The following is a 25965-nucleotide window of genomic DNA, read 5'->3' as shown; positions in this document are numbered from 1 at the left end:
CCCCCATCGCCCCAGGAGCCGTCATGATCGACATCCGCATCTCCGACGACGTCGCCCGGATCACGCTGAACGCTCCGGAGCATCTCAACGCGCTCGACGAGCAGGCCCTGCGCCAGCTGCGGGCGGCGTACGACGAGGCCGAACGCGCCGGCGTGCGCGCTCTCGTCCTGCGCGGCGAAGGCCGATCGTTCTGCGCCGGCCGCGACATCTCCGCCGTGGACCCGCGTGACGACGACGTCATCGGCTATCTCGGTGGCATCGTCACCCCGCTGCTGAAGCGCATGGCGGAGTTCCCCGCGCCCACGTTCGCGGTCGCGCACGGTGCGTGTCTGGGTGTCGGGCTCGGCCTGCTCATCGCGACCGACGTCGTGTACGTCGCCGAATCGGCGAAGATCGGCTCGCCGTTCGCCGCGCTGGGCGCGACGCTCGACTCCGGTGGGCACGCCCTGTTCGCCGAGCGGCTCGGCGCGCACAAGACCCTCGACCTCATCTACACGGGGCGGCTCATGTCGGGCTCCGAGGCCGTGGCATCCGGACTCTTCTCCCGCGTCTTCCCCGACGAGGCAGTGCACACGGCCGCCGAGGACGCCGCCCGCGCCGCCGCCCACGGCGCGACCGCGGCGTTCCTCGCCAGCAAGCGGCTGATCGCCCGCATCCGCGACGAGCGGCTGGCGCTGTGGGAGTCGATCGACATCGAGAACGCCGCGCAGGCCGCGCTCTGCGACACCGACGACTACCGCGAGGGCTTCGCCGCGTTCCAGCAGAAGCGCGAGCCCGAGTTCCGCGGGCGCTGACTCCGGCTCGCTGCGCAACCCCCTGCATCCATATCGGCGGCCGGTGCGAGGATGCCGGGATGATGCTCTCCGAGCTGCTCGCCGCGACCGACGAGGTCGCCGCCACGTCCTCCCGCCTGGCCAAGATCGACGCTCTCGCGCGACTGCTGGCGGCCGCTCCCGCAGACGAGCTGCGTCCGCTGATCGGGCTGCTGCTCGCCGCACCCCGCCAGGGCCGGCTCGGCGTCGGGTGGCGCACGCTGGCCGGACTCGAGGTCGCGCACGCGGACGCGCCGACCCTGACGATCGCAGAGGTCGATCAGGCGCTGGATGCCCTTGCCGAGACCTCCGGAACCGGCTCGACGGCCGCACGGCAGAGCGTGCTGCAGAGGGTGGCCGCGCGGTGCACCGCGGCGGAATGGGATCTGCTCTCGCGGGCGATGATGGGAGAGCTGCGCACCGGCGCGCTCAGCGGCGTGCTGATCGACGCGATCGCCCGCGCGTCGGATCGCCCGGTGGCGACCGTGCGTCGCGCGGCGATGCTGTCGGGCGACCTCGGCGAGACGGCCGCCGTCGCCCTCACCGGAGACGAGAGCGATCTCGACGCGATCGGGCTGGCCGTCGGACGCCCCGTCATGCCGATGCTCGCCTCCACCGCCGCCACGCCGACCGCCGCGTTGGAGATCACCGGGCGGGCGTCGGTGGAGTACAAGCTCGACGGGGCGCGCATCCAGGTGCACCGGCGCGGCGATGAGGTCGGCGTCTACACCCGCAGTCTCGCCGACGTCACGCACCGCGTGCCCGAGCTGGTCGACATTGTTCGCTCACTGCCCGCACACGATGTGATCCTCGACGGCGAGACGCTGTCGCTCGATGAAGACGGCGGTCCGCGGCCGTTCCAGGAGACGATGTCGCGGTTCGGCGCCGACGTCGCGCGTGAGCTGGCGCTGCGTCCGTGGTTCTTCGACATCCTGCATGTCGACGGCCGCGACCTCATCGACGAGCCCCTCAGCGTGCGATTGGCCGAGCTCGAACGCGTCACGGGCGAGTGGCGGATGCCCGGCGTCGTCACCGGCGATCCGGCCGAGGCCGAGCGGCTGTCGCGCGATGCCCTCGCCGCCGGACACGAGGGCGTGCTGGTCAAAGCCGTCGAATCGACCTACACCGCCGGGCGCCGCGGGAAGTCCTGGGTGAAGGTGAAGCCCGTCCTCACGTACGACCTCGTCGTGCTCGGCGTCGAATGGGGCTCGGGTCGGCGCACCGGGATGCTGTCGAACCTGCACCTCGGCGCACGGGACCCCGACGGCGAATTCGGCGAGCCGGGCGGGTTCGTCATGGTGGGCAAGACCTTCAAGGGGCTCACCGACGAGCTGCTGCGCTGGCAGACCGAGACCTTTCCCGCGCTCGAGACCAGACGCACGGCGAGCACGCTCCTCCTGCGGCCCGAGACCGTCGTCGAGATCGCGATCGACGGTGTGCAGCGCTCACCCCGCTATCCGGGCGGCATCGCGCTGCGATTCGCGCGGGTCAAGGGCTACCGTCCTGACAAGAGCGCCGGCGAGGCCGACACCATCCAGTCGCTCAGGTCGCTCCTGCGCGGCTGACCGCGTCGAAACGCATCACGCCGACGCAGGCAGCCCCTGATCCTCCTCGACGACCGTGCCCCTGAGCATCCACTCCCGGTCGTTGAGCAAGCGCAGCGCGTCGAAACGCATCACGCCGACGCCGGCAGCCCCTGATCCTCCTCGACGACCGTGCCCTTGAACGACCACGGGAAGTCGATCCAGAGATCGGTGTCCTTCCAGGCGAAGTCCGGCTGGATGATCGTCGACGGCTTCGTGTAGATGGTGACCGAGCGCACGTCGGCGCCCTTCTCCTTCAGCAGCTGCACGGCGAGCGCGAGCGTGCGCCCCGAGTCGGCGACGTCGTCGACGAGCAGCACGCGCCGTCCGTTCAGGTACTCCATGTCGAGCTCGGGCGGCAGCACCTCCGGCGCGTCGAGCACGGTGCCGATGCCGGTGTAGAACTCCATGTTGATCGCACCGCAGTTCTTCACACCCAGCCCGTACGCGATGGCCCCCGCAGGCAGCAGACCGCCTCGAGCGATCGCGACGACCACCTCCGGCACGAAGCCGCTGTCGATGATCCGACGCGCCAGGTCGCGTGTCGCATCGCCGAATCCGCCCCAGGTGAGCGTCTCGCGCTCGATCGCTGCCTCAGTCATCGCTCCATTCTGTTACACCGATGACGGACCGGCGAACGGATTCCGCGCCTGTCCAGCCGGGATGAGGTAGAAACGAAGGAGGGATCGCGTCGCCCGCCGCATCCCTCATCCCGATTTCCGAGGTCTTTCCACCATGTGCCGCCTGTTCGCCTTCGTCTCGCCCGATCGCTCCACTGCCCACCGGGAGCTGGGCCGAGACGGCATGGAGAGCCTGCTCTCGTTGGCGCGCCTGCACGGCGACGGCTGGGGCTGGGCGGACGTCGGCGCCCCCGGGCAGCCGCCCGCGGCGCACCGGTCGGCGCGATCCGCGGTCGGCGATGCGGCGTTCGAGCAGGCGATGCACGCCGAGTGCCGTGCGGCCGTCGTGCACCTGCGCTGGGCCACCGCCGGCCTGCCTGTGCTCGACTGCAACGCGCATCCCTTCACCGCCGACGGCATCGCCTTCGCGCACAACGGCTCGATCAAGCCGCTCGAGCAGCTGAGGTCGCTGCTCTCGCCCGAGAGCGTCGCGTCGCTCACCGGCACCACCGACAGCGAGATGTACTTCGCGCTCATCCGCGAGCAGGTCGCCGAGGGTCTCGGCCTGCACGAGGCGACGACGCGGGCCGCCGCGATGCTGCGAGAGCTGTTCCCGCTCGCCAGCCTGAACGCGCTGGTGCTCGATGAAGAGCAGCTCGTCGTCGTGCATGCCAGCGCCACCAGCATCCTCACCGACCACGATCTCTCCCGCCTCGCCCCGCTGGCCGATGTGCTGCCCAGCGAGCACAACGAGGACTACTTCGCGCTGCGGTGGCGCCAGAGCGCCGACGGCACGATCGCGGTCGGGTCGACGGGTGTCGCCGGCGACGGCTGGACTCCCCTGCCGGCCGAGACCGTCACCGCGATCCGGCTCGACGACCGCTCGGTGTCGACGCTCGACCTCGCCGCAGAGCACGCCCTGCACGGCTAGATGCCCACCGCTTAGATCGACGACCTGCGATCAGCGTTTCGGCGCGTCCTCATCGCGCCTGGCGTCCCCACCGCGCCGGTCGTCGTCATCGTCGCGGGAGTCGTTCTCCGCGCGCAGTCTCAGCTGTCGACCTTCTTCGATGGTCTTCTGCTCCTTCTCCTGCATCTTCTTGCTCTGCCGGTCGTCGCGCGGCGGCAGCTGGATGCTCTCCTCCGCCTCGATGCCGGCCTGCAGCTGCCGGCCCCGCTCCATCTCGGCGTCGAACTCGGCGCCGAACAGCAGCGAGAGGTTCACGATCCAGAGCCACAGCAGCAGGATGATGACGCCGGCGATGCTGCCGTACGTCTTCTGATAGTTGCCGAAGTTGATCACGTAGAAGAAGAAGCCGAGCGAGGCGATCACCATGATCACCAGCGCCACGAACGCTCCGAGGCTCATCCAGCGGAACTTCGGCTGCTTCACGTTGGGGCTGCCGTAGTACAGGATCGCCAGGGCCAGGATGGCGAGCAGCACGATGACCGGCCACTTGGCGATGCTCCACACGGTGAGCGCCACCTCTCCGAGCCCGATCGTCTCGCCGATCGCCTCGGCGATCGGTCCGGAGACGATCACCAGCAGCACGATCGCCACCGCGATGATCAGCAGGATGACGGTGAGCAGCAGCACCATCGGGCGCAGCTTCCAGAACGGACGACCCTCATCGATCTCGTAGACGGTGTTCATCGCCTGCGAGAAGGCGCTGACATACCCCGAGGCCGACCAGATGGCGCCGGCCAGACCGATGATGAGGGCGAGGCCCGCCGAGTTCGACTGCGCCAGCTGCTCGATCGGCTGACGAAGCAGCTCCACGACCGATTCGTCGGCAACACGCCCCAGAACACCGATGAGAAGGTCTGTGGTCTGCTGAGCCTGCCCGAACAGCCCCACCAGCGAGACGACGGCGAGCAGGGCGGGGAAGATCGCCAGCACGCTGTAGTACGTCAGCGCCGCGGCGAGGGTGGTGCACCGGTCGCGCGAGAACTCGGCGACGGCCCGCTTGAGCACGTACTTCCACGAGGGCTTGTCGATCTCGGGCGGGGTCTGCGGCTTGCGCGCGTCGTCGGGTGGCGGCGCCTGCCGCTCTTTCGCGGTGCTGGTCTCGGCATCACCCTGCGAGGCCGGCTGCTCCAGGTTTCCCGACATGGTGCCCTCCGTGGTGGTGCGGTCGTGCTGCTGCGGTCGTGCTGCTGAGCGATCCACTCTGCGCCGCTGAGCCTTTCGCCACCACGGCCTCGACGCATCGCAGCGCGGGGGCTATCCTTCGGCGCGGGCGAGCGTTCACCCGCGCAGGTGCGCCGGATAGAATCGGAGAGTCCGGCCCGTCAGGCCGGTGCTCGAAAAAGGGGCACGAAGCACTCCGCGACGAGGCGCGAGACATATACGGATTCCTCCGTTCCTGTCTTGAAAGGCGCTTCACCATGCCCACCGTCTCCGCTCACGTGGCCCTCACCCTCGCCCAGCACATCGACCACGTCTTCGGCGTGATGGGCAACGGCAACGCGTACTTCCTCGATGCGCTCGAGAAGCAGACCGACGCCGTCTTCACCGCCGTCCGCCACGAGCAGGGCGCTGTGGTCGCCGCCGATGCGCACTTCCGCGCATCCGGTCGCATCGCCGCCGCCACCTCGACGTACGGTGCGGGGTTCACGAACACCCTGACGGCGCTGGCCGAGGCCGTGCAGGCGCACGTGCCGCTCGTGCTCGTCGTCGGCGACGAGCCCACCTCCGGCCCGCGCCCGTGGGATGTGGATCAGATCGCGATGGCATCGGCCGTCGGCGCGCGCACCTATACGACCGGGCACGCCGACGCCGCCGCGACCACCGTCATCGCGATCGAGCACGCCCTGACCTACCGCGTGCCCGTCGTGCTGGCCATCCCGTACGACGTCGCATCGCTCGAGGCGGGCGCCGTCGCGCCGGCACCCATGCCGCGCATCCCCGCACCGCTCGCGCCGCGCGGCGAGTTCGCAGACGGGATGCTCGACGAGATCGCGCACGCGCTGCGCTCGGCCGAGCGTCCGTTCCTGCTCGCCGGCCGCGGCGCCTGGCTCGCCGGCGCGCGCGACGCCCTGGGGGCCCTCGCGGAGTCGACCGGGGCGCTCACGGCATCCACCGCCCTCGGCCGGGGCGTCTTCCCCGACGCCCGCTACGACCTCGGCGTGACCGGCGGATTCGGCGCCGACGGCGCCATGCAGCTGGTGCGCGAGGCCGACGTCGTCGTCGTCTTCGGCGCCTCCCTCAACCAGTTCACGATGCGCTTCGGCGAACTGTTCGCCCCCGGCACGCGCGTCTTCCAGATCGACGTGGCACCGGCCGCGACGCACGCGCACATCGGCGGCTACGTGCGCGCGGACGCACGTCTCGCGGCCGAGGCGCTCGTCGAGAGGCTCAGCCCGGCATCCGCTGCCGATGGGCACGCCGCCTGGCGCGAATCGGTCGACGTGGCATCCGCTCGCGCTTACGCAGAAGGCGACGAACTCGCGCCCGACGGGCGGCTGGACCCGCGCTCTGCCGCACGCCGCATCGCCGAGCTGCTGCCGGAGGACCGCGTCGTCGTCTCTGACGGCGGCCACTTCATCGGCTGGGCCAACATGTACTGGCCGGTCGCCGCTCCCGACCGCATGATGATGATCGGCACGGCCTTCCAGTCGATCGGGCAGGGCTGGCCGAGCGTCGTCGGCGCCACCCGCGCCCGTCCCGAGCAGACGATCGTGCTGACCTCGGGCGACGGCGGCGGACTGATGGCGATCGCCGACCTCGAATCCGCCGTGCGCGCGGCCGCAGGCCGGGGCGTCGCGGTGATCTGGAACGACGCGGCTTACGGTGCCGAGGTCAATCTGTACGGACTCAAGGGCCTCGCCGAAGAGCCGATGCTCATCCCCGAGGTCGACTTCGCCGCGTTCGCAGCAGCCGTCGGCGCGGAGGGCGTCGTGGTGCGCACGCTCGCCGACCTCGAGCGGCTGCGCACCTGGGCATCCGAAGATCCGGCCGACCGCCGCTTCCTCGTGCTCGACCTGCGAATCTCGGGCAAGGTCATCGCCCCGTACCAGGAGGAGATCATCCGCGTGAACTCCTGAGCGGGGCCTCCGGGTGTCACCCCGGGCGACGGCTCAGATCCAGCCCTTGTCCTGCGCGACGCGCACCGCCTGCGCGCGGTTTCCGGCGCCGGTCTTGCCGATCGCGGCCGACAGGTGATTGCGCACCGTTCCGGCGGAGAGGAAGACCTCTGCTGCGATCGCTGCCGCCGACCTGCCGTCGGCGGCCAGCCGCAGCACCTGCCGTTCCCGGTCGCTGAGCGGATTCGCCCCTTCGAACAGGCTCTTCTCGGCGAGCGCCGGATCGAGCACCCGCAGTCCGGCATGCGTGCGTCGCACGGCGTCGGCGAGCTGCTCGGCGGGCGCATCCTTCACCATGAATCCGCTCGCGCCCGCCTCCAGTGCATCTCGCAGGTAGCCGGGACGGGCGAATGTCGTCACGATCAGCACCCGGGTGGCCGGGCTGGCCTCGCGCAGGCGACGGGTCGCCTCGATGCCGTCGATCCCCGGCATCTGGATGTCCATCAGGCAGACGTCAGGCGTGAGGGCGACCGCGAGGCGCAGCGCCTCCTCGCCGTCCGCTGCCGCGCCGACCACGTCGATGTCGGGCTCCAGCTCGAGCAGCGCGGCGAGCGCACCGCGCACCAGGGCCTGGTCGTCGGCGACGAGCAGGCGGATGCTGTCGGTCGGCGTGCATGCGGGTGTCCGATTCACCAGCGCACCTCCACTCGCGTGCCCGCCTCCGCAGCGGGTCCGATGCGGAACGCTGCGCCCGCAGCTGCGGCGCGCTCGCGCATGCCGCGGATGCCGCTGCATTCTGCTGCCGCCGTCTGACCCTCGTCGAGACCGCGTCCGTCGTCCTCGATCACGAGCCGGCCCGGCGACACTGTCACCCGCGCCTGACGGGCAGCGCTGTGTCGCAGCACGTTCGTGGTCGCCTCGCGCAGAATCCAGCTCGCCGTCAGCTCCTGTGCGGGTGAGAGCGCGTCAGGTGCTCCACGCACCTGCAGCGTCACTCCCCCGGCAGCGAGCGCCTCGCCACTGCTGGCCAGCTGCTCGCCCAGTGTGGTGCTGCGCGCTCCGGCTACCGTGGCGCGTGCGGCGGCGAGCGCCTCTGCGGTCAGGGCGGTGATGGCGGCGAGCTCGATCTTCGCCCGCTCAGGATCGGAATCGATCAGACGCGCGGCGAGCTGTGATTTCAGTTGCACCACGGTGAGCGAGTGTCCGATGAGGTCGTGCACGTCGCGTGCGAGCGCCTCCCGCCCCTCGCTCGTGGCCAGCTCGAGCCCCAGCCGCTCGGCCTGCGCCGAACGGATGATCAGCCAGGTCGAGACGGTGTTCACCACCCCGAGCAGCATCACGACCACCAGCAGAGCGAAGTACGACGTGCCACCGGGCAGCAGGAAGATGCAGGCGGCAGTCATCAGCACGGCGACGATCGAGGTGACCCAGTGCGCCGCGCGCGTGAGGCCGTACGAGGCGAACGACATGATGAAGGGCAGGAAGCTCAGCGCCAGCGGCCCCTCCGCCGGCGCCGACAGCGCCGCGCAGACGATCAGCACGGCGAAGAGCATCCACTGTCCGGGCACAGGCGGAGAGCCGAGTCCGCCGCCACCGCGACTGCCGCGCACGAACCCGACGACGTACACAGCGGCGAACACGACCAGTGCCACCCACCCGGTGACGATCCACGCGCGCGACGCGTCGGAGCGCAGCAGAGCGATCACCGGGTACGCCAGAAAGATCATCCAGACGACCGCCATGAGCCATCCGTAGCGATCCCAGTGCGACGTGGTCGCGGCGGGGCGCTCGGTGCCGCCCTGCTGCGCTGTCATGACTCCAACCTACTGATCATCCGCACCGTGCTCATCGCCGCCGGCGGGAGCGCCGCACACCCGCGAAGACCAGAGCCGCGAACACGGCCACCCAGACGACGATGTTCACCAGCACCGCCCAGAGCGGGTCGGTCTGCCCGGTGGTGAGGGTGCCGTCGGTGAGCGGCCAGCGGCTGAGCGCCACGAAGCCGTACAGCGGGGTGAGTCGGGCGATGTCGAGCATGACGCCGTCGAGCGGCATGAACACGTTGCCGAAGAAGGCGAAGAAGGTCATCGAGATCGATGCCAGCGCTGCGGAGGAGTCGGTGTTGAAGAAGAGCCCCACCCCCAGCCCGTACAGTCCGAACATCAGCCCGGTTCCGAGGACGATCCCCGCGACGGCGAACCAGCGCCAGGTCTCGTCGGCCGCCGCACCTGTGAGGATGCCGGTGACGAACACAGCGGCCAGGGCGAGCGCGGCGAACCCCAGCGCGTTGAGCAGCTTCGTCAGCGCGTAGCCGGCCGTGCTCAGCGGGGTCATCGCGAGCTGGCGCCCCCAGCCCTGCTGCGCCTCAGCGGCCGCCAGTGAGGTCAGCGAACTCATCGCGACCGCGGTTCCGTATGCCGCCATCGAGATCATCACGTAGAACGACACGTTGCCGTTTCCGGCCGACAGCTCGGCGTAGCCGGCCGTCGCACCGAAGAGCAGGTACATCACGACGGGCATGGCGAGTGTGAACGCGAGAGTGTACGGGTTACGCAGCTGCCGGATGGCCTCGATGCGCAGCATGGTGAGTGAGAGCCGCGGCGGCGCGGTCGTGGCGATGGTCATATCAGTCCTCCGTGAGAGCGGTGAAGGCGGTCTCGAGAGTAGGCGCCGTGATCTCGAGGTCGCGGCAGCCGGCCGCGAGGAGCGCCGCGGCGATGGCATCCGAGTCGCTCGCTCGCAGCGTCAGCCGCCCGGCGTCAACGCGCACATCGGTGGCGTCCTCCGATTCGCGGAGCCGGCGCAGAATGCCGGCGGCATCCTCATCATCGGCGGGCAGAGATGCGGCGATACCCCTCGCGCCGAGCCCGACGCGAAGCTGCGCGGTCGGGGCGTCTGCGACGATTCGGCCACGGTGCATCACCACCGTGCGATGGGCGAACTGCTCCGCCTCCTCGAGGTAGTGCGTGGCGAAGATGATCGTGCGCCCGGCGTCGGCATCCGCTCGCATCACATCCCAGAACCGACGCCGCGCCGTCACGTCCATGCCCGCGGTGGGCTCGTCGAGCACGAGGATGCCGGGATCGGCGACCAGAGCGAGGGCGAACTTCACGCGCTGCTGCTCGCCGCCCGAGCACTTAGCGACCCGGCGGCCGACGAGCGCGGTCAGGTCTGCCTTCGTCAGCACAGACGGAACGCGTGCCATCGCCGCCGCACCGTGCAGCGACGCGATGAGGCGCACGGTCTCGCCGACCGTGAGGTCGGCGAGCAGTCCGCCCGTCTGCAGCACCGCGGCGATCGCTCCCCGGCGCGCAGCCGCGGCGGGGACCATCCCCCGCACGCGCACGCTGCCCTCGCCGGGTTCGCTGAGGCCGAGCAGCATGTCGAGCGTGGTGGTCTTGCCGGCCCCGTTCGGCCCGAGCAGCGCGACCACCTCGCCGCGGCGGATGGTGAGGTCGAGTCCGTCCACGGCGCGGACGCGTTGGTCACCGGAGCCGAAGTGGCGGCGGACGCCGCGCAACTCGACGGCGATCGGCGGCGCGGTGTCGCCCACGACGGCGTGCGGTCGGGCGACGGCGTTCGCCTGGGCGGCAGGTGGTCTCTCAGTGACTGTTGGCATGCTTCCAGCGTGGCCGCTCGGCACGACGGCATCCGGAGGGCAGCGTCACGATCTCGGCGTGACACTCGTCATGCCCCGCGCGCACGCCAGGTTCAGGATGCCGGCAGCAGCGCCCCCTCGAAGAAGGAGGCGAGCTCGTCGACCGCGTCCAGCGGCAGGATCGCGGCGACGTACTGGTCGGGGCGCACGACGACCACGACTCCGTCGCGCGACAGCTCGCGCGTCTCGAAAATGTCGGTGTCGTTCCACTTGCTCGGAGCCGCAGCGTAGAGCTTCTCCCAGTCGGTCAGCCCCAGCGGCCCGGTCTTCGGGGCGAACAGCTCGGGTGCCGTCGTCACCTCAACGTCTTCGTACGAGCCCTGGTGGATCGCCTTCACGTCGAACACCGCATCGGCATCGCCGTCGTCCGGGGTGAAGCGCGCGAACACGTCGGCGGCCTGCGAAGCCCAGGTGTTCAGTCGCTCTCCCGACGCGTCGCCGAAGGCGTAGACGCGCCAGCGTCCGTCAGCGCGGGCGTGGTGGCCGAGGTGGATCACATTGCCGTCGCAGACCCGGGTGACCTCGGCCGACTTGAACCGCTTGCCCAGCGGGAAGCCGGCCGCGAGCGCTTGGTGCGCGTCGGTGCCGATGATCATCGACGAGGTGTACTGCGTCATGAACCCGGAGGGGAACTCGGCCGTGCCCAGGTAGAAGGTCGCGAGCTCCTGCGGGTCGGAGATCTCCTCGGGCTTGCGGGCCATCAGGCTCGACCACTCGCGATCGAAGTCGATCAGCTGCTGCGCGACCGGCTTGCGCTCGGCGCCGTAGGTCGCCAGCAGGGACTCGGGGCTGCGGCCGGTGAGCACCGAGCCGAGCTTCCACCCGAGATTGAAGCCGTCCTGCATCGAGACGTTCATGCCCTGGCCGGCCTTCGCGCTGTGCGTGTGGCAGGCGTCGCCGGTGAGGAAGACGCGCGGGGTGCGGCCGCTGCCGTCGATCACGTCGTCGAACCCGTCTGTGACCCGGTGGCCGACCTCGTACACGCTGTGCCAGGCGATGTCCTTCACGTCGATGGAGTACGGATGCAGGATCTCGTTCGCCTTGCGGATGATCTCCTCGATCGGCGTCTGGCGCACGCGGTGGTCGTCGTCAGCGGCGACCGCGCCGAGGTCGATGTACATCCGGCTGAGGTAGCCGCCCTCGCGCGGGATGTGCAGGATGTTGCCCGCCTCGGCGTTGATGGCGCACTTGGTGCGCCAGTCGGGGAAGTCCGTGTTCACCAGCACGTCCATGACGCCCCATGCGTGCGCGGAGGCGTTGCCGACGTGCTTGCGCCCGATCGCCTTGCGCACCCCGCTGCGGGCGCCGTCGCAGCCGACGACGTACTTCGCGCGGATGGTGCGCTCCTCGCCGGCATCCATGACCTGCACCTCGACGGGGTACTCCCCCTCGCCGTGCACCGTGAGGCCGACGAACTCCACGCCGTAGTCGGGCACGATGCGTCCCGGTCCGTCGGCGGCGGCCTCGGCGAAGTAGTCGAGCACCCGCGCCTGGTTGACGATCAGGTGCGGGAACTCGCAGATGTCGTACGCGTAGTCGGCCGTGCGGGCGGTGCGGACGATGTTCTGGCGGTTCTCGGGGTCGGGTCCCCAGAAGTTCATCCAGCCGATGTTGTACGCCTCCGCGACGATGCGCTCGGCGAACCCGAAGGCCTGGAAGGTCTCGACGCTGCGCGGCTGGATGCCATCGGCCTGACCGAGCACGAGGCGACCGTCGCGCTTCTCGATGATGCGGGTGTTCACGTGCGGGTACTGCGACATCTGGGCGGCGAGCAGCATGCCGGCGGGCCCGGAGCCGACGATGAGCACGTCCACCTCGTCGGGAAGGGCGTCGGGCCGGTCGATTCCCAGCCCCTCGGCGGGGAGAACCCGCGGGTCGTGGGAGACATAGCCGTGGTGGTGGAACTGCATCGTCGTCGATTCCTTCCGGCGTGTTCTATATTGGAACACAGCGTTCTACTATTGAACAGATCGTATACGACGGCGCAGGCCGCCACAAGAGAACAGGAGCCGCCGATGACGGCCGCCCCCGCTTCACAGACGCTCAGCCGCGGCATCCGGATCCTCGAGGTCCTCGCCGACGGCCCGCTGTCGATCGACGAGGTCGCGACCCGACTCGACGTGCACCGCTCGATCGCGTACCGCCTGCTGCGCACGCTCGAAGACCACCGGCTCGTCGTGCGCGACGCGTCCGGGCGGATGGCCCTGGGGCCGCGCATGGCGGCGCTCGCCGCCGGCGTCGCGCACGACCTGCACGCCGAGGCCCTGCCCGAGCTGACCGCGGTGGCGAACGAGCTCGGCCACACCGCCTTCCTCGCCGTGCTCGACGGGGACGAGGTGATCACCCTGACCAGCGTCGAGCCGCGCCATGCCGTCGCGAATGTCGCGCAGCGGCCGGGCACCAGGCATCCGGTCACGGTCGGCGCGCCGGGCAAGGCGATCCTCGCCCAGCTGCGCGATGCCGAGTGGCCCGCCGTCGATGCGGCGCTGCGCGCCGAGGTCGAGGCCGTGCGCGTGCGCGGCTACGCGCTCAGCCACGACGAGGTGATCCCGAATCTCAAGTCGATCGCCGTGCCGCTGCCGCTGCGCGGCGTTCGTCCGGCGGCTCTCGCGGTGGTGCACGTGGCATCCCGAGTCGCGGATGCCGACATCGCCGCGCGCCTGCAGCGCACTGTGGACGTCATCCGGGCCGCTCTCGACGGCTGAGCGCGCACCGGCCCCCGGACGACGAAGACGGGCCTGGAGGACGACGCGAGTCGCCTCCAGGCCCGCGGAGGTTCAGCAGCCGGAGGCGAGGGAGGTCAGGCCCTGGCGAGGCCGCGGATCGGGCTGACCGCCTGCTCGGCCTCGTGGTCGGGACCGAGCGGGATGCCGCTGCGATCGCGGAGCAGCAGCGTGGCGATGAGTCCGATCACGGTCATGCCCGCGAGGTACCACGTGACCGACATCGTCGTCCCGGTCGCCTGCACCAGCGCAGTCGCGATGGTCGGGGCGAACGCACCGCCGGCAATCGCGCCGATCGCGTACGAGATCGACACTCCGGAGAAGCGGATGCTGGCGGGGAAGAGCTCGGTGTACAGCGCCGCCTGCGGGCCATACGTGAAGCCGAGTCCGAGGGTGAGGATCGCGAGGCCCGCGAACATCAGACCGATGTCGCCGGTGTTGACCAGGGGGAACAGCGCGAACACACCGGCGAGCTGCATCACCCACCCGATGATGTAGGTGGTGCGGCGCCCCAGCTTGTCGCTGACGAAGCCCGCCAGCAGCGTCGAGAGCAGCCAGGTCACCGCCGAGCCGGTGACAGCCCACAGCACCGGTCCGCGCTCGAGAGCGAGCGGGCCGTCCGGGTTCGTGGCGTAGTTCTGGATGTAGCCACCGGTGGTCATGTATCCCACGGCGTTGTTTCCGGCGAAGACGAGCGCCGCGACGATCACGAGCAGCAGGTGCTTGCGGAACAGCTGCACGACCGGCATCCGCGCCTCCTCCTTGCGCTCGGCGAGCTCGGCGAACACGGGGCTCTCCTCGACGTTGCGTCGCACGTAGTAGCCGATGAGGATCAGCACGACGCTGAGCAGGAACGGAATGCGCCAGCCCCAGGACAGGAACTGCTCGCCCGGAGCGACCGCCGTCATGATCGCCATCACGCCCGAGGCCAGCAGCAGACCGAGCGGGACACCGATCTGGGGCGAGGCGCCGAAGATGCCGCGCTTGGCCTTGGGGGCGTGCTCGACGGCCATCAGCACCGCGCCACCCCACTCGCCTCCCGCCGACAGACCCTGCAGGATGCGCAGCAGCACCAGCAGCAGCGGGGCGGCGATGCCGATCGCGTCGTAGGTGGGCAGCACGCCGATCAGTGCGGTCGCCGCCCCCATCAGGATCAGCGTCCACATCAGCACCACCTTGCGGCCGACCTTGTCGCCGAAGTGCCCGGCGAGGAAGGCGCCGAGCGGACGGAACAGGAAGCTGATGCCCACGGTCGCGAAGCCGATCAGGATGCTGTTCGCGCCCAGCGGCGCGAAGAAGAGCTGGCCGAAGACCAGTCCGACCGCGGTCGCGTAGATGAAGAAGTCGTACCACTCGACGGTGGTTCCGACCACCGTCGCGAACACGACGCGGCGACGATCGGCCGCATTGGCGATCGTGCCGGTGGGGGTGAATCCCTCGGGGGGTCGCGATGCCCGGGAACGGCGGGACTGCTCGTTCATGATGCTCCTTTGACGGCTCTGTCGGGGGTGGTCTGCAGGAATGCTTGCCACCCGCAGAAGGATCATATACGATTTCGAATACGACGCACAAGGACTCCTCAGAGTCGCCCGTGCACCCGGCAAGGAGGCGCCCTATGACCGAGCTCGCCCGACCAGGCAAGATCATCGCGATCCACCTCAACTACGTCTCCCGTGCCGACCAGCGCGGCCGTCGCCCCGCCGCCCCCTCGTACTTCTTCAAGCCCGCCAGTTCTCTCGCCGCCACCGACGGCGTGGTCGAGCGCCCCGCCGGCACCGAGCTGCTCGCCTTCGAGGGCGAGATCGCACTGATCATCGGCACCGCGGCTCGCCGCGTCTCGGTCGACGAGGCGTGGGCGCACGTGGCATCCGTCACCGCGTCGAACGACCTCGGCCTGTACGACCTGCGCGCCAACGACAAGGGCTCGAACGTGCGGTCGAAGGGCGGCGACGGATACACACCCGTCGGGCCTGAGCTCATCGCCGCCGCATCGGTCGACCCGGCAGCGCTGCGGGTGCGCGCGTGGGTGAACGGCGAACTCGCCCAGGACGACACCACCGCCGGCCTGCTCTTCCCCCTCCCCCAGCTGGTCGCCGACCTCTCGCAGCACTTCACGCTCGAACCGGGCGACATCATCCTCACCGGCACCCCGGCCGGGTCGAGCGTGATCGTGCCCGGCGACGTGGTCGAGATCGAGGTGGATGCTCCGGATGCCCCCGGCGCCCCGTCGTCAGGGCGGCTGCGCACGACGGTCACGCAGGGTGAGGTCGAATTCGACCCCGCACTCGGCTCGATGCCCGCCGTCGACGACCTCCAGCGCGCCGAGGCATGGGGCTCGCGCGAGCTCGCGGGTCTGCCCGCCGTCGAGCGGCAGAGCGGCCTGTCCCCCGAGCTGCGCGCGAAGCTCGAGGCCGCCCCGACCGCCGGCCTGTCCAGCCAGCTGCGCAAGCGCGGTCTGCGCTCCTGCTTCATCGACGGCCTCTCCGCCAACCTGCCGGGCGCGAAGATTGTCGGCACGGCCAAGACCCTGCGCTTCGTGCCGGCGCGCGAAGACCTCTTCACCAGCCACGGCGGCGGGTACAACGCGCAGAAGCGCGCCTTCGACGCGGTCGACGAGGGCGAGATCATCGTCATCGAGGCCCGAGGCGACGAGACCACCGGCACGCTCGGCGACATCCTCGCGCTGCGCGCGAAGACCCGCGGTGCCGCCGGCGTCGTCACCGACGGCGGAGTCCGCGACTTCGACGCCGTCGCCGAGATCGGCCTCCCGGTCTTCTCGAAGGGCGCGCACCCCTCGGTGCTCGGCCGCAAGCACGTGCCGTGGGAGTTCGACGTCACGATCGGCTGCGGTGGAGCCACCGTGCAGCCCGGCGACGTGATCGTCGGCGATGGCGACGGGGTGATCGTCATCCCCGCGGCTCTCGCCGAGGAGGTCGCCGACGCGGCGCTCGCGCAGGAGGACGAGGATGCCTGGATCGCCGAGCAGGTCGCCGCGGGCAACGCGGTCGACGGGCTGTTCCCGATGAACGCCGAGTGGCGCGCGAAGTACGAGGCAAGCCGATGAGCACGCTCGTGCGGGAGGGTAGCAAGTCCGAACAGGCCTACACCTGGCTTCGCTCGCGAATCGCCTCGCACGCCTACGGCCCCGGCTACCGCCTCGTGCTCGGTGCCATCGCCCGCGAGCTGCAGATGAGCGTCGTGCCGGTGCGCGAGGCGATCCGCCGCCTAGAGGCCGAGGGCTTCGTCACCTTCGAGCGCAATGTGGGCGCGCACGTGTCGCTGATCGACGAGGACGAGTACGCGCACACCATGCAGACCCTCGGCCTGGTCGAGGGCTCGGCGACCGCGCTGTCCGCTCCCCTGCTCGACGAGGAGGCGCTCGTCCGCGCCGAGCAGATCAACGATCAGATGCGCGCCCTGCTCGACCACTTCGACGCGCACCGCTTCACCCAGCTGAACCAGCAGTTCCACGCGGTGCTGTTCGAGCCGTGCCCCAACCCGCACATCCTCGACCTCGTGCACCGCGGATGGGCCCGGCTCTCGGGCATCCGGGACACCACCTTCGCCTACGTGCCGGGGCGCGCCCGGCACTCGGTCGAAGAGCACGAGCAGATCCTCCAGCTGATCCGCGACGGCGCCGAGCCGCTCGAGATCGAGCTGTCCGCACGAAGCCATCGCTGGCGCACCCGGGACGCGTTCCTGGCTGCCCGGCACTCCCCCACCAGCGAAGAAGGACGATGATGACCGACGTCTACACCCCCGCAGACCTCCCCACGAAGATCCAGCACTACATCGACGGCGAGTTCGTCGACTCGGTCGACGGCGACACGTTCGAGGTGCTCAACCCCGTCACCAATGAGACGTACGTGCACGCCGCAGCCGGCAAGAAGGCCGACATCGACCGTGCCGTCGCCGCCGCCCGTCGCGCGTTCACCGAGGGCCCGTGGCCGCGCATGCTGCCCCGCGAGCGCTCGCGTGTGCTGCACCGCATCGCCGACATCGTCGAGTCGCGTGACGCGCGCCTCGCCGAACTCGAGTCGTTCGACTCGGGTCTGCCGATCACGCAGGCACTCGGCCAGGCCCGCCGCGCCGCCGAGAACTTCCGCTTCTTCGCCGACCTGATCGTCGCTCAGGCCGACGACGCGTTCAAGGTGCCCGGCAAGCAGATGAACTACGTCAACCGCAAGCCGATCGGCGTCGCGGGTCTCATCACGCCGTGGAACACCCCCTTCATGCTCGAGTCGTGGAAGCTCGGCCCCGCACTCGCCACCGGAAACACCGTGGTGCTCAAGCCCGCGGAGTTCACGCCGCTGTCGGCCTCGCTGTGGGCGGGCATCTTCGAAGAGGCCGGCCTCCCCCAGGGCGTCTTCAACCTCGTCAACGGCCTCGGCGAGGACGCCGGAGACGCGCTCGTCAAGCACCCCGACGTGCCCCTGATCTCGTTCACCGGCGAGAGCCGCACCGGCCAGATCATCTTCGGCAACGCGGCCCCCTTCCTGAAGGGGCTGTCGATGGAGCTGGGCGGCAAGAGCCCGGCCGTCGTCTTCGACGACGCCGACCTCGACACCGCGGTGGATGCCTGCGTCTTCGGCGTCTTCTCGCTCAACGGCGAGCGCTGCACCGCGGGCAGCCGCATCCTCGTGCAGCGCGGCGTCTACGACGAGTTCGTCGAGCGCTTCGCCGCGATCGCCCAGCGCGTCAAGGTCGGCCACCCGCACGACCCGACCACGGAGGTCGGCGCCCTGGTGCACCCCGAGCACTACGAGAAGGTCATGAGCTACGTGGAGATCGGCAAGACCGAGGGCCGCCTGATCGCCGGCGGCGGCCGTCCCGAGGGCTTCCCGACCGGCAACTACGTCGCCCCGACCGCGTTCGCCGACGTGGCCCCCGATGCCCGCATCTTCCAGGAGGAGATCTTCGGCCCGGTCGTCGCGATCACGCCCTTCGACACCGAGGAGGAGGCGCTGGCGCTGGCGAACAACACGCGGTACGGACTGGCCGCGTACATCTGGACCAACGACCTCAAGCGCGCCCACAACTTCGCCGGCGCCGTCGAGGCGGGCATGGTGTGGCTGAACTCGAACAACGTGCGTGACCTGCGCACCCCGTTCGGCGGCGTCAAGGCATCCGGGCTCGGGCATGAGGGCGGGTACCGCTCGATCGACTTCTACACCGACCAGCAGAGCGTGCACATCACGCTCGGCGCACCGCACAACCCCGCATTCGGCAAGCAGGACCTGGACGACCCCGACCCCCGCTGACCCGCCCCCGCCTCTCGCTCCCGTATGAGTTCGTGCCGCTGCGACGCCGATCGGGCGGCACCAACTCATACCGGAGCGAAGGGCGGTTCCGAAGAAACTCATCGAGCAAGGACGCTGACATGACCGACCACGCAGGCAAGACCCTCACCTCCTCCGGCTTCTACGTGAGCCAGGAGGCGCCGATCCACACCGACGATCCCATCGCGACGCCCGTCGCGAGCCCGCCCGACATCCTCCGCTGCGCCTACATGGAGCTCGTCGTCACCGACCTCGCCGCCTCGCGCGAGTTCTACGCCGACGTGCTCGGCCTGTACGTCACCGAAGAGGACGACAGCGCGATCTACCTCCGCTCGACCGAGGAGTTCATCCACCACAACCTCGTGCTGCGCAAGGGCGAGATCGCAGCCGTCGCGGCGTTCTCGTACCGGGTGCGCACCCCCGAGGACCTCGATCGCGCCGTCGAGTTCTACACCGAGCTCGGCTGCGACGTGCGCCGCAACCCGGACGGGTTCGTGAAGGGCATCGGCGACTCGGTGCGCGTGGTCGACCCGCTCGGCTTCCCCTACGAGTTCTTCCACCAGAGCGAGCACGTCGAGCGGATGTCGTGGCGCTACGACCTGCACATCCCCGGCGAGCTCGTGCGCCTCGACCACTTCAACCAGGTCACCCCCGACGTGCCGCGCGCCGTGCGCTACATGCAGGATCTCGGCTTCCGCGTCACCGAGGACATCCAGGACGACGAGGGCACCGTCTACGCGGCGTGGATGCGCCGCAAGCCCACGGTGCACGACACGGCGATGACCGGCGGCGACGGCCCGCGCATGCACCACGTGTGCTTCGCGACGCACGAGAAGCACAACATCCTCGCCATCTGCGACAAGCTCGGCGCGCTGCGCCGTTCGGATGCGGTCGAGCGCGGCCCGGGTCGCCACGGCGTCAGCAACGCGTTCTACCTCTACCTGCGCGACCCCGACGGCCACCGCGTCGAGGTGTACACCCAGGACTACTACACCGGCGACCCCGACAACCCGGTCGTCACGTGGGACGTGCACGACAACCAGCGCCGCGACTGGTGGGGCAACCCCGTCGTGCCCAGCTGGTACACCGACGCGTCGCTCGTGCTCGACCTCGACGGCAACCCTCAGCCCGTGCGCGCCCGCACCGACTCGAGCGAGATGGCCGTGACCATCGGCGCGGACGGCTTCTCGTACACCCGTCCCGACGAGGGCGACGAGTCCATGCCCGAGTGGAAGCAGGGCGAGTACAAGCTCGGACACCAGCTGTGACCCTCCCGGCCGAGACGATCGCCGCTCTCGCGGCGGAGCTGGCCGAGGCCGAGCGGACGCGCGGCGTGATGCCGCGCATCACCGCCCGGTACCCGGATGCCACGATCGAGGACTCCTATGCCATCCAGGGCGTCTGGCGCGACTCGCAGGTCGCCGCCGGGCGTCGCCTGGTGGGGCGCAAGATCGGCCTGACCTCGCGCGCCATGCAGCAGGCGACGGGGATCACGGAGCCCGACTACGGCGTGATGTTCGACGACACCGTCTACCCGACCGGGTCGGAGATCCCGTTCGACGACTTCTCGAACGTGCGCATCGAGGTCGAGCTCGCATTCGTGCTGCGCTCGCCCCTCGAGGGGCCGGACTGCACGCTCGACGATGCGCTCGCGGCGATCGACTACGCCGTGCCCGCGCTGGAGGTGCTCAACTCGCACATCGAGCTGGAGGGGCGCACGATCGTCGACACGATCAGCGACAACGCCGCCTACGGCGCGATGGTGCTCGGCGACGTGCACATGCGACCCGACGAGATCGACCTGCGCTGGGTGCCCGGCGTGCTCTCGAAGAACGGTCAGATCGAGGAGACCGGTGTCGCCGCCGGCGTGCTCGGGCATCCCGCCACCGGCGTGGCGTGGCTGGCGAACAAGTTCCACCAGCACGGCGCGCGGCTGGAGGCCGGCGAGATCATCCTGGCAGGATCGTTCACACGGCCGATGTGGGTCGAGCGCGGCGACGAGGTGCTGTGCGACTACCGCGAGATGGGAACGATCGCATGCCGCTTCGTCTAGAGCCCACCTTCCGCGACGCGCTGGCCGCCGCCGATCGTCCGCTGATCGGCATGTGGCTGAGCACCGGAACGGCGCTGAACGCCGAGATCTGCGCGGGGTCGGGCATCGACTGGCTGCTGATCGACATGGAGCACGGTCCGAACACCGTCGTCTCCGTGCAGCAGCAGCTGCAGGTGATCGCCGCGTACCGGGTGCCGACGATCGTGCGGGTGCCGGTGAACGACGCGGTGATCATCAAGCAGGTGCTCGACACGGGTGCGCAGAACCTGCTCGTGCCGATGGTCGGCTCCGCCGCAGAGGCGCAGGCGGCGGTCGCGGCCGTCCGCTACCCGCCCGAGGGCGTGCGCGGCGTCGGCTCGGGCCTCGCCCGCAGCGGCCGCTGGGGCCGGGTGGCCGGGTACGTGCCGAATGCATCCGAGACGATCTCGCTGCTCGTGCAGATCGAATCCGCGGATGCCGTGGACGCCGCCGCCGACATCGCCGCGGTCGACGGTGTCGATGGCGTGCTCGTCGGACCCGCCGACCTCGCGGCGTCCATGGGCCTTCCCGGTCAGCAGTCGCACCCCGACGTGCTCGCGGCCGTGCAGCGCGTGTTCGAGGCGGTCACGGCCGCGGGCAAGAAGGTCGGCGTGAACGCGTTCGATCCGGCCGGCGCCGACGCGTACCTCGCCGCAGGCGCGCACTTCCTGTCGGCGAGCGCCGATGTGACCATCCTCGCCCGAGGCGCGGAGGCGCTCGCGGCGCGCTTCATCCCGGCATCCGGAGCCGACGAGACCGACACCTACTGACGTCCCGGTGCCAGGATGGACGGGTGCAGGACCCGAGGATGCCGTCGTGAGCCGCGGGCTCGCGGCGATGGCAGACCGCAACTTCCGCTGGTTCTTCCTCGCCAGGGCCATCACGATGGTGACCGGGGCGATGTCGTCGATCGCCCTGGCCTTCGCCGTGCTCGAGATCGACAACGACCCGTTCAGCCTGTCGCTCGTGCTGACCGCGTTCACAGTCGCCAACGTCGTCTTCCTGCTGTTCGGCGGGGTGGTCGCCGACCGTCTTCCCCGCGCGCTGGTGATCCAGGTCTGCTACGTGCTCGACATCCTCTCGATCGGCACGATCGCGGTGCTGCTGTTCACCGGCACCGCGAGCATCCCCGCGGTCGCCGCACTCGCGGCGGTGAACGGCGCGTCGACGGCGTTCGTCATGCCGGCCATGCAGGGCATCATCCCGCAGCTGACCAGTCCCGAGAATCTGCAGCAGGCCAATGCCATGCTCTCGTTCGTGCGTTCGGCCGTCACGATCGGCGGCCCGGTGATCGCCGGGATCCTGGTGACCACGGTCGGCCCCGCCTGGGCGATGATCGTGCAGATGGCGGGCTGGCTTCTCGCCATCCCGATCCTCGCCATGGTCCGGCTGCCTCCGCCGGCCGGCGACGGCGGCTTCTCGCTGTTCGCCGATCTGCGCGAGGGCTGGTCGGAGTTCTGGAGCCGCTCGTGGCTGGTCGTCGTCGTGCTCGCGTTCATGATCATGAACGCCATCCACGTCGGCGCGTGGGGCGTCGTCGGCCCCTACATCGCGAAGAACGACGAGCGCCTGGGCATCGCCGGGTGGGGCTGGGTGGTCAGCGCGGAGGGTCTCGGCGTGCTGCTGATGACGCTGGTGCTGATGTGGTTCCCGCTGAGGCGGCCGCTGCGCTTCGGGATGCTGGGGATGAGCCTGTTCGCGATCCCGCTGACCATGCTCGGGCTGCACCCCGCGGTGGTGATCGTGGCGATCGCCGCGTTCCTCGCCGGCGCCGGTGCGGAGGTCTTCAGCACCGGGTGGAACGTCGCGATGATGGAGAACATCCCGCTCGACAAGCTCAGCCGCGTCTCGAGCTACGACATGCTCGGCAGCTTCGTCGTCATGCCGATCGGCACGCTCGTGTACGGCTGGCTGATCACGCACGCCGCCCCCGCGACCGTGCTGATCACCTCGGGCATCCTGTACGCCGCGATCGCCCTCGCCACGGTCATGGTGCCGAGCGTGTGGCGGATGGGCCGCACTGAGGCGGCGACCGCGCGGGACTGATCCAGGCGACGACGTGACCATAGCCACCTTTCAGAAGACGCGTCGGCGGGTCATAGCATCCGCCGCCAGACTGGAAGCATGAGCTTCGAGACGCTTCGCGCGCTGGCCGACCGCGCCGCCCTGTTCACCGCCCTCCGTCAGGATCAGCTCGCCGCCGCGACCTCGTCGCTGGGCGAGCACCGCTGGGATGCCGATCTGGCCACGGGCACGTTCGCGTTCACCGCGCACGACGACCTCGCCCGCACCCTCGAGGCGGTGCCGCACCTGCTCGTCTCCATCGCGCCCGGTCCGCGCTCGCTGATGTGGTCGTGGGCGATGCCGCAGGGCGACCGCAGCGGCATCACCGACGCGCTGCGTGTGTACGGCGAGCAGCACGGCATCACCGAGCTGACCCGGGGTGAGCTGGCGTTCCCCGACGACGTCGGCGATGACGTGGACGCGTGGATCGCCGACATCGCGGACGTGATCGGCGCGGCCGCCGTCGAGATTACGGGCCGCTCGCCGTACTACTCCGCGTCGTTCGGCGGCGGATCCAGGGCGGTGCTGCTGCTCGATGTGCCGCTGCCCCCGCTCTCCGTCGCCGCCGCGGTCGCCGCCCTCCCCCGCGTGCTGAGCGACCTCGAGCTGAGCGATCCGCGCTCGTCGGTGTGGGATCTCGCGCGCCTGGCCGGGTGGCGGCTGGAGTGGGCCGACGAGGCGTTCTCGGCGGCCGAGGTCACCGACGCCACGGGGTCTGCGACCTTCGACTTCGACGAGTACGCGCGCATCACCGGCATCCGCGGTCGGCTCTCGGCGACAGCCTGACCCGCCTCCCGCATCGGACAGCCGGCCGGCCTCCGGCACCAGACGGCCCCACCCGCCTCCGGCGCCGCACCGCCTGATCAGCCGGCGGCGCGCTCCGCTGCCTCGACGACGTTCGTCATGAGCAGGGCGACGGTCATCGGGCCGACGCCGCCGGGGTTCGGCGAGACGAAGCCGGCGACCTCAGCGACATCCGGGTGCACGTCGCCGTAGACGCGGGACTTCCCCGTCTCTGGGTCGTCCTCGCGGGTGACGCCCACATCGAGCACCGCGGCCCCCGGCTTCACGTCTTCCGCCCTGATGAGGTGCTTGACCCCGGCACCGGCGACGATCACGTCGGCCTGACGCAGGTACGGCGACATGTCGGGAGTGCCGGTGTGCACCTGGGTGACCGTGGCGTTGACGGCACGGCGGGTGAGCAGCAGCCCCATCGGACGGCCGATCGTCACCCCGCGGCCGACCACGACCACGTGCTTGCCGTTCAGGTCGTAGTCGTTGCGCAGCAGCAGCTCGATCACGCCGCGCGGCGTGCACGGCAGCGGCGTGTGGATGGGGCCGTTGACGTTGAGCACGAGCCGCCCGAGGTTGGTCGGGTGCAGTCCGTCGGCATCCTTCGCCGGGTCGATGCGCTCGAGGATCGCATCGGTGTCGAGGTGCTTCGGCAGCGGCAGCTGCACGATGTACCCGTGGCAGTCGGGATCGGCGTTCAGCTCGTCGATCAGAGCCTCGACGTCGGCCTGCGTGGCATCCGCCGGCAGCTCGCGCTGGATCGAGTTCATCCCGATCGCCTCGGACTGCCTGTGCTTCATGCCGACGTACAGCTGCGACGCCGGATCGGCGCCGACCAGCACCGTCGCGATGCCGGGCACGATGCCCCGCTCGCGCAGCGACGCGACGCGCTCGGCCAGCTCGGTCTTGATGGCGGCGGCGGACGCCTTCCCGTCGAGGATCTTCGCGGTCATGACCGCTCCCTTCATCGAGAGACCACATTCCGCGTGAGACACCGCGTCGCAACGGGTGTCTCACGCGCGACGTGGTTTCTCACGCGTGTTCGTGCGGCTTACTGCTGCAGGTCGGGGTACAGCGGGAAGCCGGCGGCGAGCGCGTCCACGCGGGCGCGCAGCGCCTCGACGTCGGCGCCGGGCTGCAGCGCCAGCGCGATCACGTCGGCGACCTCGGTGAACTCGGCGTCGCCGAAGCCGCGGGTCGCGAGCGCGGGGGTGCCGATGCGCAGACCCGAGGTGACCATCGGCGGGCGGGGGTCGTCGGGCACCGCGTTGCGGTTCACCGTGATGTGGATCTCGTGCAGCAGGTCTTCGGCCTGCTTGCCGTCGATCTCGGCGTCACGCAGGTCGACGAGCACGAGGTGCACGTCGGTGCCGCCCGAGCGCACGGCGATGCCGGCGTCCTTCACGTCCTGCTGCGAGAGGCGCTCGGCGATGATCGCCGCACCGCGCAGCACGCGCTCCTGGCGCTCCTTGAACTCCGGGGTGCCGGCGATCTTGAACGCGGTCGCCTTCGCCGCGATCACGTGCATGAGGGGGCCGCCCTGCTGACCGGGGAACACGGCGGAGTTGATCTTCTTCGCGATGTCGGCGTCGTTGGTGAGGATGAAGCCCGAGCGGGGGCCGCCGATGGTCTTGTGCACGGTCGACGAGACCACGTGCGCGTGCGGCACGGGGTTCGGGTGCAGGCCCGCGGCGACGAGGCCGGCGAAGTGCGCCATGTCGACCCACAGCAGAGCGCCGACCTCGTCGGCGATCGCGCGGAACGCGGCGAAGTCGAGGGTGCGCGGGTAGGCCGACCAGCCGGCGATGATGACCTTCGGCTTGTGCTCGAGGGCGAGGCGACGCACCTCGTCCATGTCGATCGTCGAGGTCTCGGGGTTCACGCCGTAGGCGACGATGTCGTACAGCCGGCCCGAGAAGTTGATCTTCATGCCGTGCGTCAGGTGGCCGCCCTGGTCGAGCGAGAGGCCAAGCAGCGTGTCGCCGGGGCGCGCGATGGCGTGCAGCACGGCGGCGTTGGCCGTGGCTCCGGAGTGCGGCTGCACGTTGGCGAACTCGGCGCCGAACAGCTCCTTGGCGCGGGCGATCGCGAGCTCCTCCGCGACATCGACCTCTTCGCAGCCGCCGTAGTAGCGACGCCCGGGGTAGCCCTCGGCGTACTTGTTGGTGAGCACCGAGCCCTGCGACTGCAGCACCGAGACGGGCACGAAGTTCTCGGACGCGATCATCTCGAGGAAGGTCTGCTGACGCTTCAGCTCGCGATCGAGGACCTCGGCGATCTCGGGGTCGACCTCGGCGAGCGGGGCGTTGAAGTAGCGGTCGGTCATGACGGTCTCCT

Annotated in this window: 23 protein-coding genes; 13 read left to right on the top strand and 10 right to left on the bottom strand. The window is 70.2% G+C overall.

Going from position 1 to position 25965, the window contains the following annotated elements; translation table 11 throughout:
- Nucleotides 1-23 precede the first annotated feature (23 nt).
- Together AB0O65_RS02860 and AB0O65_RS02855 are read left to right on the top strand one after the other, a co-directional pair.
- The gene (locus tag AB0O65_RS02860; RefSeq protein WP_363382917.1) at nucleotides 24-794 is read left to right on the top strand and encodes an enoyl-CoA hydratase/isomerase family protein; all 771 of its coding nucleotides are present in this window, start codon (nucleotides 24-26) and stop codon (nucleotides 792-794) included.
- 59 nt (nucleotides 795-853) lie between these two features.
- The gene (locus tag AB0O65_RS02855; protein WP_363382914.1) at nucleotides 854-2377 is read left to right on the top strand and encodes an ATP-dependent DNA ligase; all 1524 of its coding nucleotides are present in this window, start codon (nucleotides 854-856) and stop codon (nucleotides 2375-2377) included.
- Nucleotides 2378-2487: 110 nt separating this feature from the next.
- Here the strand turns inward: AB0O65_RS02855 and AB0O65_RS02850 are convergent, their stop codons facing one another.
- Complete coding sequence (locus tag AB0O65_RS02850; protein WP_363382911.1) at nucleotides 2488-2997, bottom strand: phosphoribosyltransferase; 510 nt, start codon at nucleotides 2995-2997, stop codon at nucleotides 2488-2490.
- A gap of 133 nt (nucleotides 2998-3130) precedes the next feature.
- Here AB0O65_RS02850 and AB0O65_RS02845 point away from each other — a divergent pair, with 133 nt between their 5' ends.
- Nucleotides 3131-3946 (top strand): class II glutamine amidotransferase, encoded by an 816-nt coding sequence (locus tag AB0O65_RS02845; protein ID WP_363382908.1) that lies wholly within the window; start codon nucleotides 3131-3133, stop codon nucleotides 3944-3946.
- A gap of 30 nt (nucleotides 3947-3976) precedes the next feature.
- Here AB0O65_RS02845 and AB0O65_RS02840 read toward each other — a convergent pair whose 3' ends face one another.
- On the bottom strand, nucleotides 3977-5128 hold the full coding sequence (locus AB0O65_RS02840; protein ID WP_363382906.1) for a YihY/virulence factor BrkB family protein: 1152 nt from the start codon (nucleotides 5126-5128) through the stop codon (nucleotides 3977-3979).
- A gap of 275 nt (nucleotides 5129-5403) precedes the next feature.
- Here AB0O65_RS02840 and AB0O65_RS02835 point away from each other — a divergent pair, with 275 nt between their 5' ends.
- Entirely contained in the window at nucleotides 5404-7062 is a 1659-nt protein-coding gene (locus tag AB0O65_RS02835) for a thiamine pyrophosphate-binding protein (RefSeq protein WP_363382903.1), read from the top strand.
- A 33-nt stretch (nucleotides 7063-7095) separates the two neighbouring features.
- Here AB0O65_RS02835 and AB0O65_RS02830 read toward each other — a convergent pair whose 3' ends face one another.
- From AB0O65_RS02830 to AB0O65_RS02810, 5 genes are all read right to left on the bottom strand, one after another.
- The gene (locus tag AB0O65_RS02830; protein WP_071643508.1) at nucleotides 7096-7734 is read right to left on the bottom strand and encodes a response regulator transcription factor; all 639 of its coding nucleotides are present in this window, start codon (nucleotides 7732-7734) and stop codon (nucleotides 7096-7098) included.
- The gene (locus AB0O65_RS02825) at nucleotides 7731-8855 is read right to left on the bottom strand and encodes a histidine kinase (RefSeq protein WP_363382899.1); all 1125 of its coding nucleotides are present in this window, start codon (nucleotides 8853-8855) and stop codon (nucleotides 7731-7733) included. Before AB0O65_RS02825 ends, AB0O65_RS02830 begins: the two co-directional genes overlap by 4 nt.
- 31 nt (nucleotides 8856-8886) lie before the next feature.
- Nucleotides 8887-9666 carry an ABC transporter permease gene (locus AB0O65_RS02820; protein WP_071643510.1) on the bottom strand — a complete coding sequence of 260 codons (780 nt, stop codon included), beginning with the start codon at nucleotides 9664-9666 and terminating at the stop codon, nucleotides 8887-8889.
- A gap of 1 nt (nucleotide 9667) precedes the next feature.
- Nucleotides 9668-10660 carry an ABC transporter ATP-binding protein gene (locus AB0O65_RS02815; protein WP_363382896.1) on the bottom strand — a complete coding sequence of 331 codons (993 nt, stop codon included), beginning with the start codon at nucleotides 10658-10660 and terminating at the stop codon, nucleotides 9668-9670.
- Between the two features lie 92 nt (nucleotides 10661-10752).
- The gene (locus tag AB0O65_RS02810) at nucleotides 10753-12609 is read right to left on the bottom strand and encodes an FAD-dependent monooxygenase (protein ID WP_363382893.1); all 1857 of its coding nucleotides are present in this window, start codon (nucleotides 12607-12609) and stop codon (nucleotides 10753-10755) included.
- A 105-nt stretch (nucleotides 12610-12714) separates the two neighbouring features.
- On the opposite strand from AB0O65_RS02810, the gene AB0O65_RS02805 reads away from it, so the two are divergent.
- Nucleotides 12715-13404, top strand: a complete 690-nt coding sequence (locus tag AB0O65_RS02805) for an IclR family transcriptional regulator (RefSeq protein WP_313477514.1) — start codon at nucleotides 12715-12717, stop codon at nucleotides 13402-13404.
- A 95-nt stretch (nucleotides 13405-13499) separates the two neighbouring features.
- On the opposite strand, the gene AB0O65_RS02800 is transcribed toward AB0O65_RS02805, so the two are convergent.
- Nucleotides 13500-14903, bottom strand: coding sequence for an MFS transporter (locus AB0O65_RS02800; protein ID WP_363382891.1), 1404 nt, complete (start codon nucleotides 14901-14903; stop codon nucleotides 13500-13502).
- Nucleotides 14904-15037: 134 nt separating this feature from the next.
- Between AB0O65_RS02800 and AB0O65_RS02795 the strand changes: the two genes are divergently transcribed.
- From AB0O65_RS02795 to AB0O65_RS02760, 8 genes are all read left to right on the top strand, one after another.
- Nucleotides 15038-16486, top strand: a complete 1449-nt coding sequence (locus AB0O65_RS02795; RefSeq protein ID WP_363382888.1) for a fumarylacetoacetate hydrolase family protein — start codon at nucleotides 15038-15040, stop codon at nucleotides 16484-16486.
- On the top strand, nucleotides 16483-17163 hold the full coding sequence (locus AB0O65_RS02790) for a GntR family transcriptional regulator (RefSeq protein ID WP_363382885.1): 681 nt from the start codon (nucleotides 16483-16485) through the stop codon (nucleotides 17161-17163). Before AB0O65_RS02795 ends, AB0O65_RS02790 begins: the two co-directional genes overlap by 4 nt.
- Nucleotides 17163-18683, top strand: a complete 1521-nt coding sequence (gene hpaE, locus AB0O65_RS02785; RefSeq protein ID WP_363382882.1) for a 5-carboxymethyl-2-hydroxymuconate semialdehyde dehydrogenase — start codon at nucleotides 17163-17165, stop codon at nucleotides 18681-18683. Before AB0O65_RS02790 ends, hpaE begins: the two co-directional genes overlap by 1 nt.
- 119 nt (nucleotides 18684-18802) lie before the next feature.
- The gene (hpaD, locus tag AB0O65_RS02780) at nucleotides 18803-19969 is read left to right on the top strand and encodes a 3,4-dihydroxyphenylacetate 2,3-dioxygenase (RefSeq protein ID WP_363382879.1); all 1167 of its coding nucleotides are present in this window, start codon (nucleotides 18803-18805) and stop codon (nucleotides 19967-19969) included.
- Complete coding sequence (locus tag AB0O65_RS02775; protein ID WP_071643518.1) at nucleotides 19966-20754, top strand: fumarylacetoacetate hydrolase family protein; 789 nt, start codon at nucleotides 19966-19968, stop codon at nucleotides 20752-20754. Before hpaD ends, AB0O65_RS02775 begins: the two co-directional genes overlap by 4 nt.
- Nucleotides 20739-21542, top strand: a complete 804-nt coding sequence (locus tag AB0O65_RS02770) for an aldolase/citrate lyase family protein (RefSeq protein WP_363382876.1) — start codon at nucleotides 20739-20741, stop codon at nucleotides 21540-21542. The genes AB0O65_RS02775 and AB0O65_RS02770 overlap by 16 nt, the downstream gene beginning before the upstream one ends.
- A gap of 46 nt (nucleotides 21543-21588) precedes the next feature.
- Nucleotides 21589-22818 (top strand): MFS transporter, encoded by a 1230-nt coding sequence (locus AB0O65_RS02765; protein WP_313477501.1) that lies wholly within the window; start codon nucleotides 21589-21591, stop codon nucleotides 22816-22818.
- Between the two features lie 78 nt (nucleotides 22819-22896).
- Nucleotides 22897-23622, top strand: coding sequence for a DUF6882 domain-containing protein (locus tag AB0O65_RS02760; RefSeq protein WP_313477499.1), 726 nt, complete (start codon nucleotides 22897-22899; stop codon nucleotides 23620-23622).
- Between the two features lie 77 nt (nucleotides 23623-23699).
- Here the strand turns inward: AB0O65_RS02760 and AB0O65_RS02755 are convergent, their stop codons facing one another.
- A complete protein-coding gene (locus AB0O65_RS02755; protein ID WP_313477497.1) occupies nucleotides 23700-24581 on the bottom strand; it encodes a bifunctional methylenetetrahydrofolate dehydrogenase/methenyltetrahydrofolate cyclohydrolase in 882 nt (293 codons plus the stop codon).
- Nucleotides 24582-24679: 98 nt separating this feature from the next.
- Nucleotides 24680-25954 carry a serine hydroxymethyltransferase gene (gene glyA, locus AB0O65_RS02750; protein WP_363382872.1) on the bottom strand — a complete coding sequence of 425 codons (1275 nt, stop codon included), beginning with the start codon at nucleotides 25952-25954 and terminating at the stop codon, nucleotides 24680-24682.
- Between the last annotated feature and the right edge of the window lie 11 nt (nucleotides 25955-25965).

Origin of the sequence: Microbacterium sp. NPDC077391, from assembly GCF_040686955.1 — a bacterium.
Classification (GTDB): domain Bacteria; phylum Actinomycetota; class Actinomycetes; order Actinomycetales; family Microbacteriaceae; genus Microbacterium; species Microbacterium commune.
Note: the sequence above shows the minus strand (reverse complement) of the source record. Positions and strands in the feature narration are given on the sequence as shown.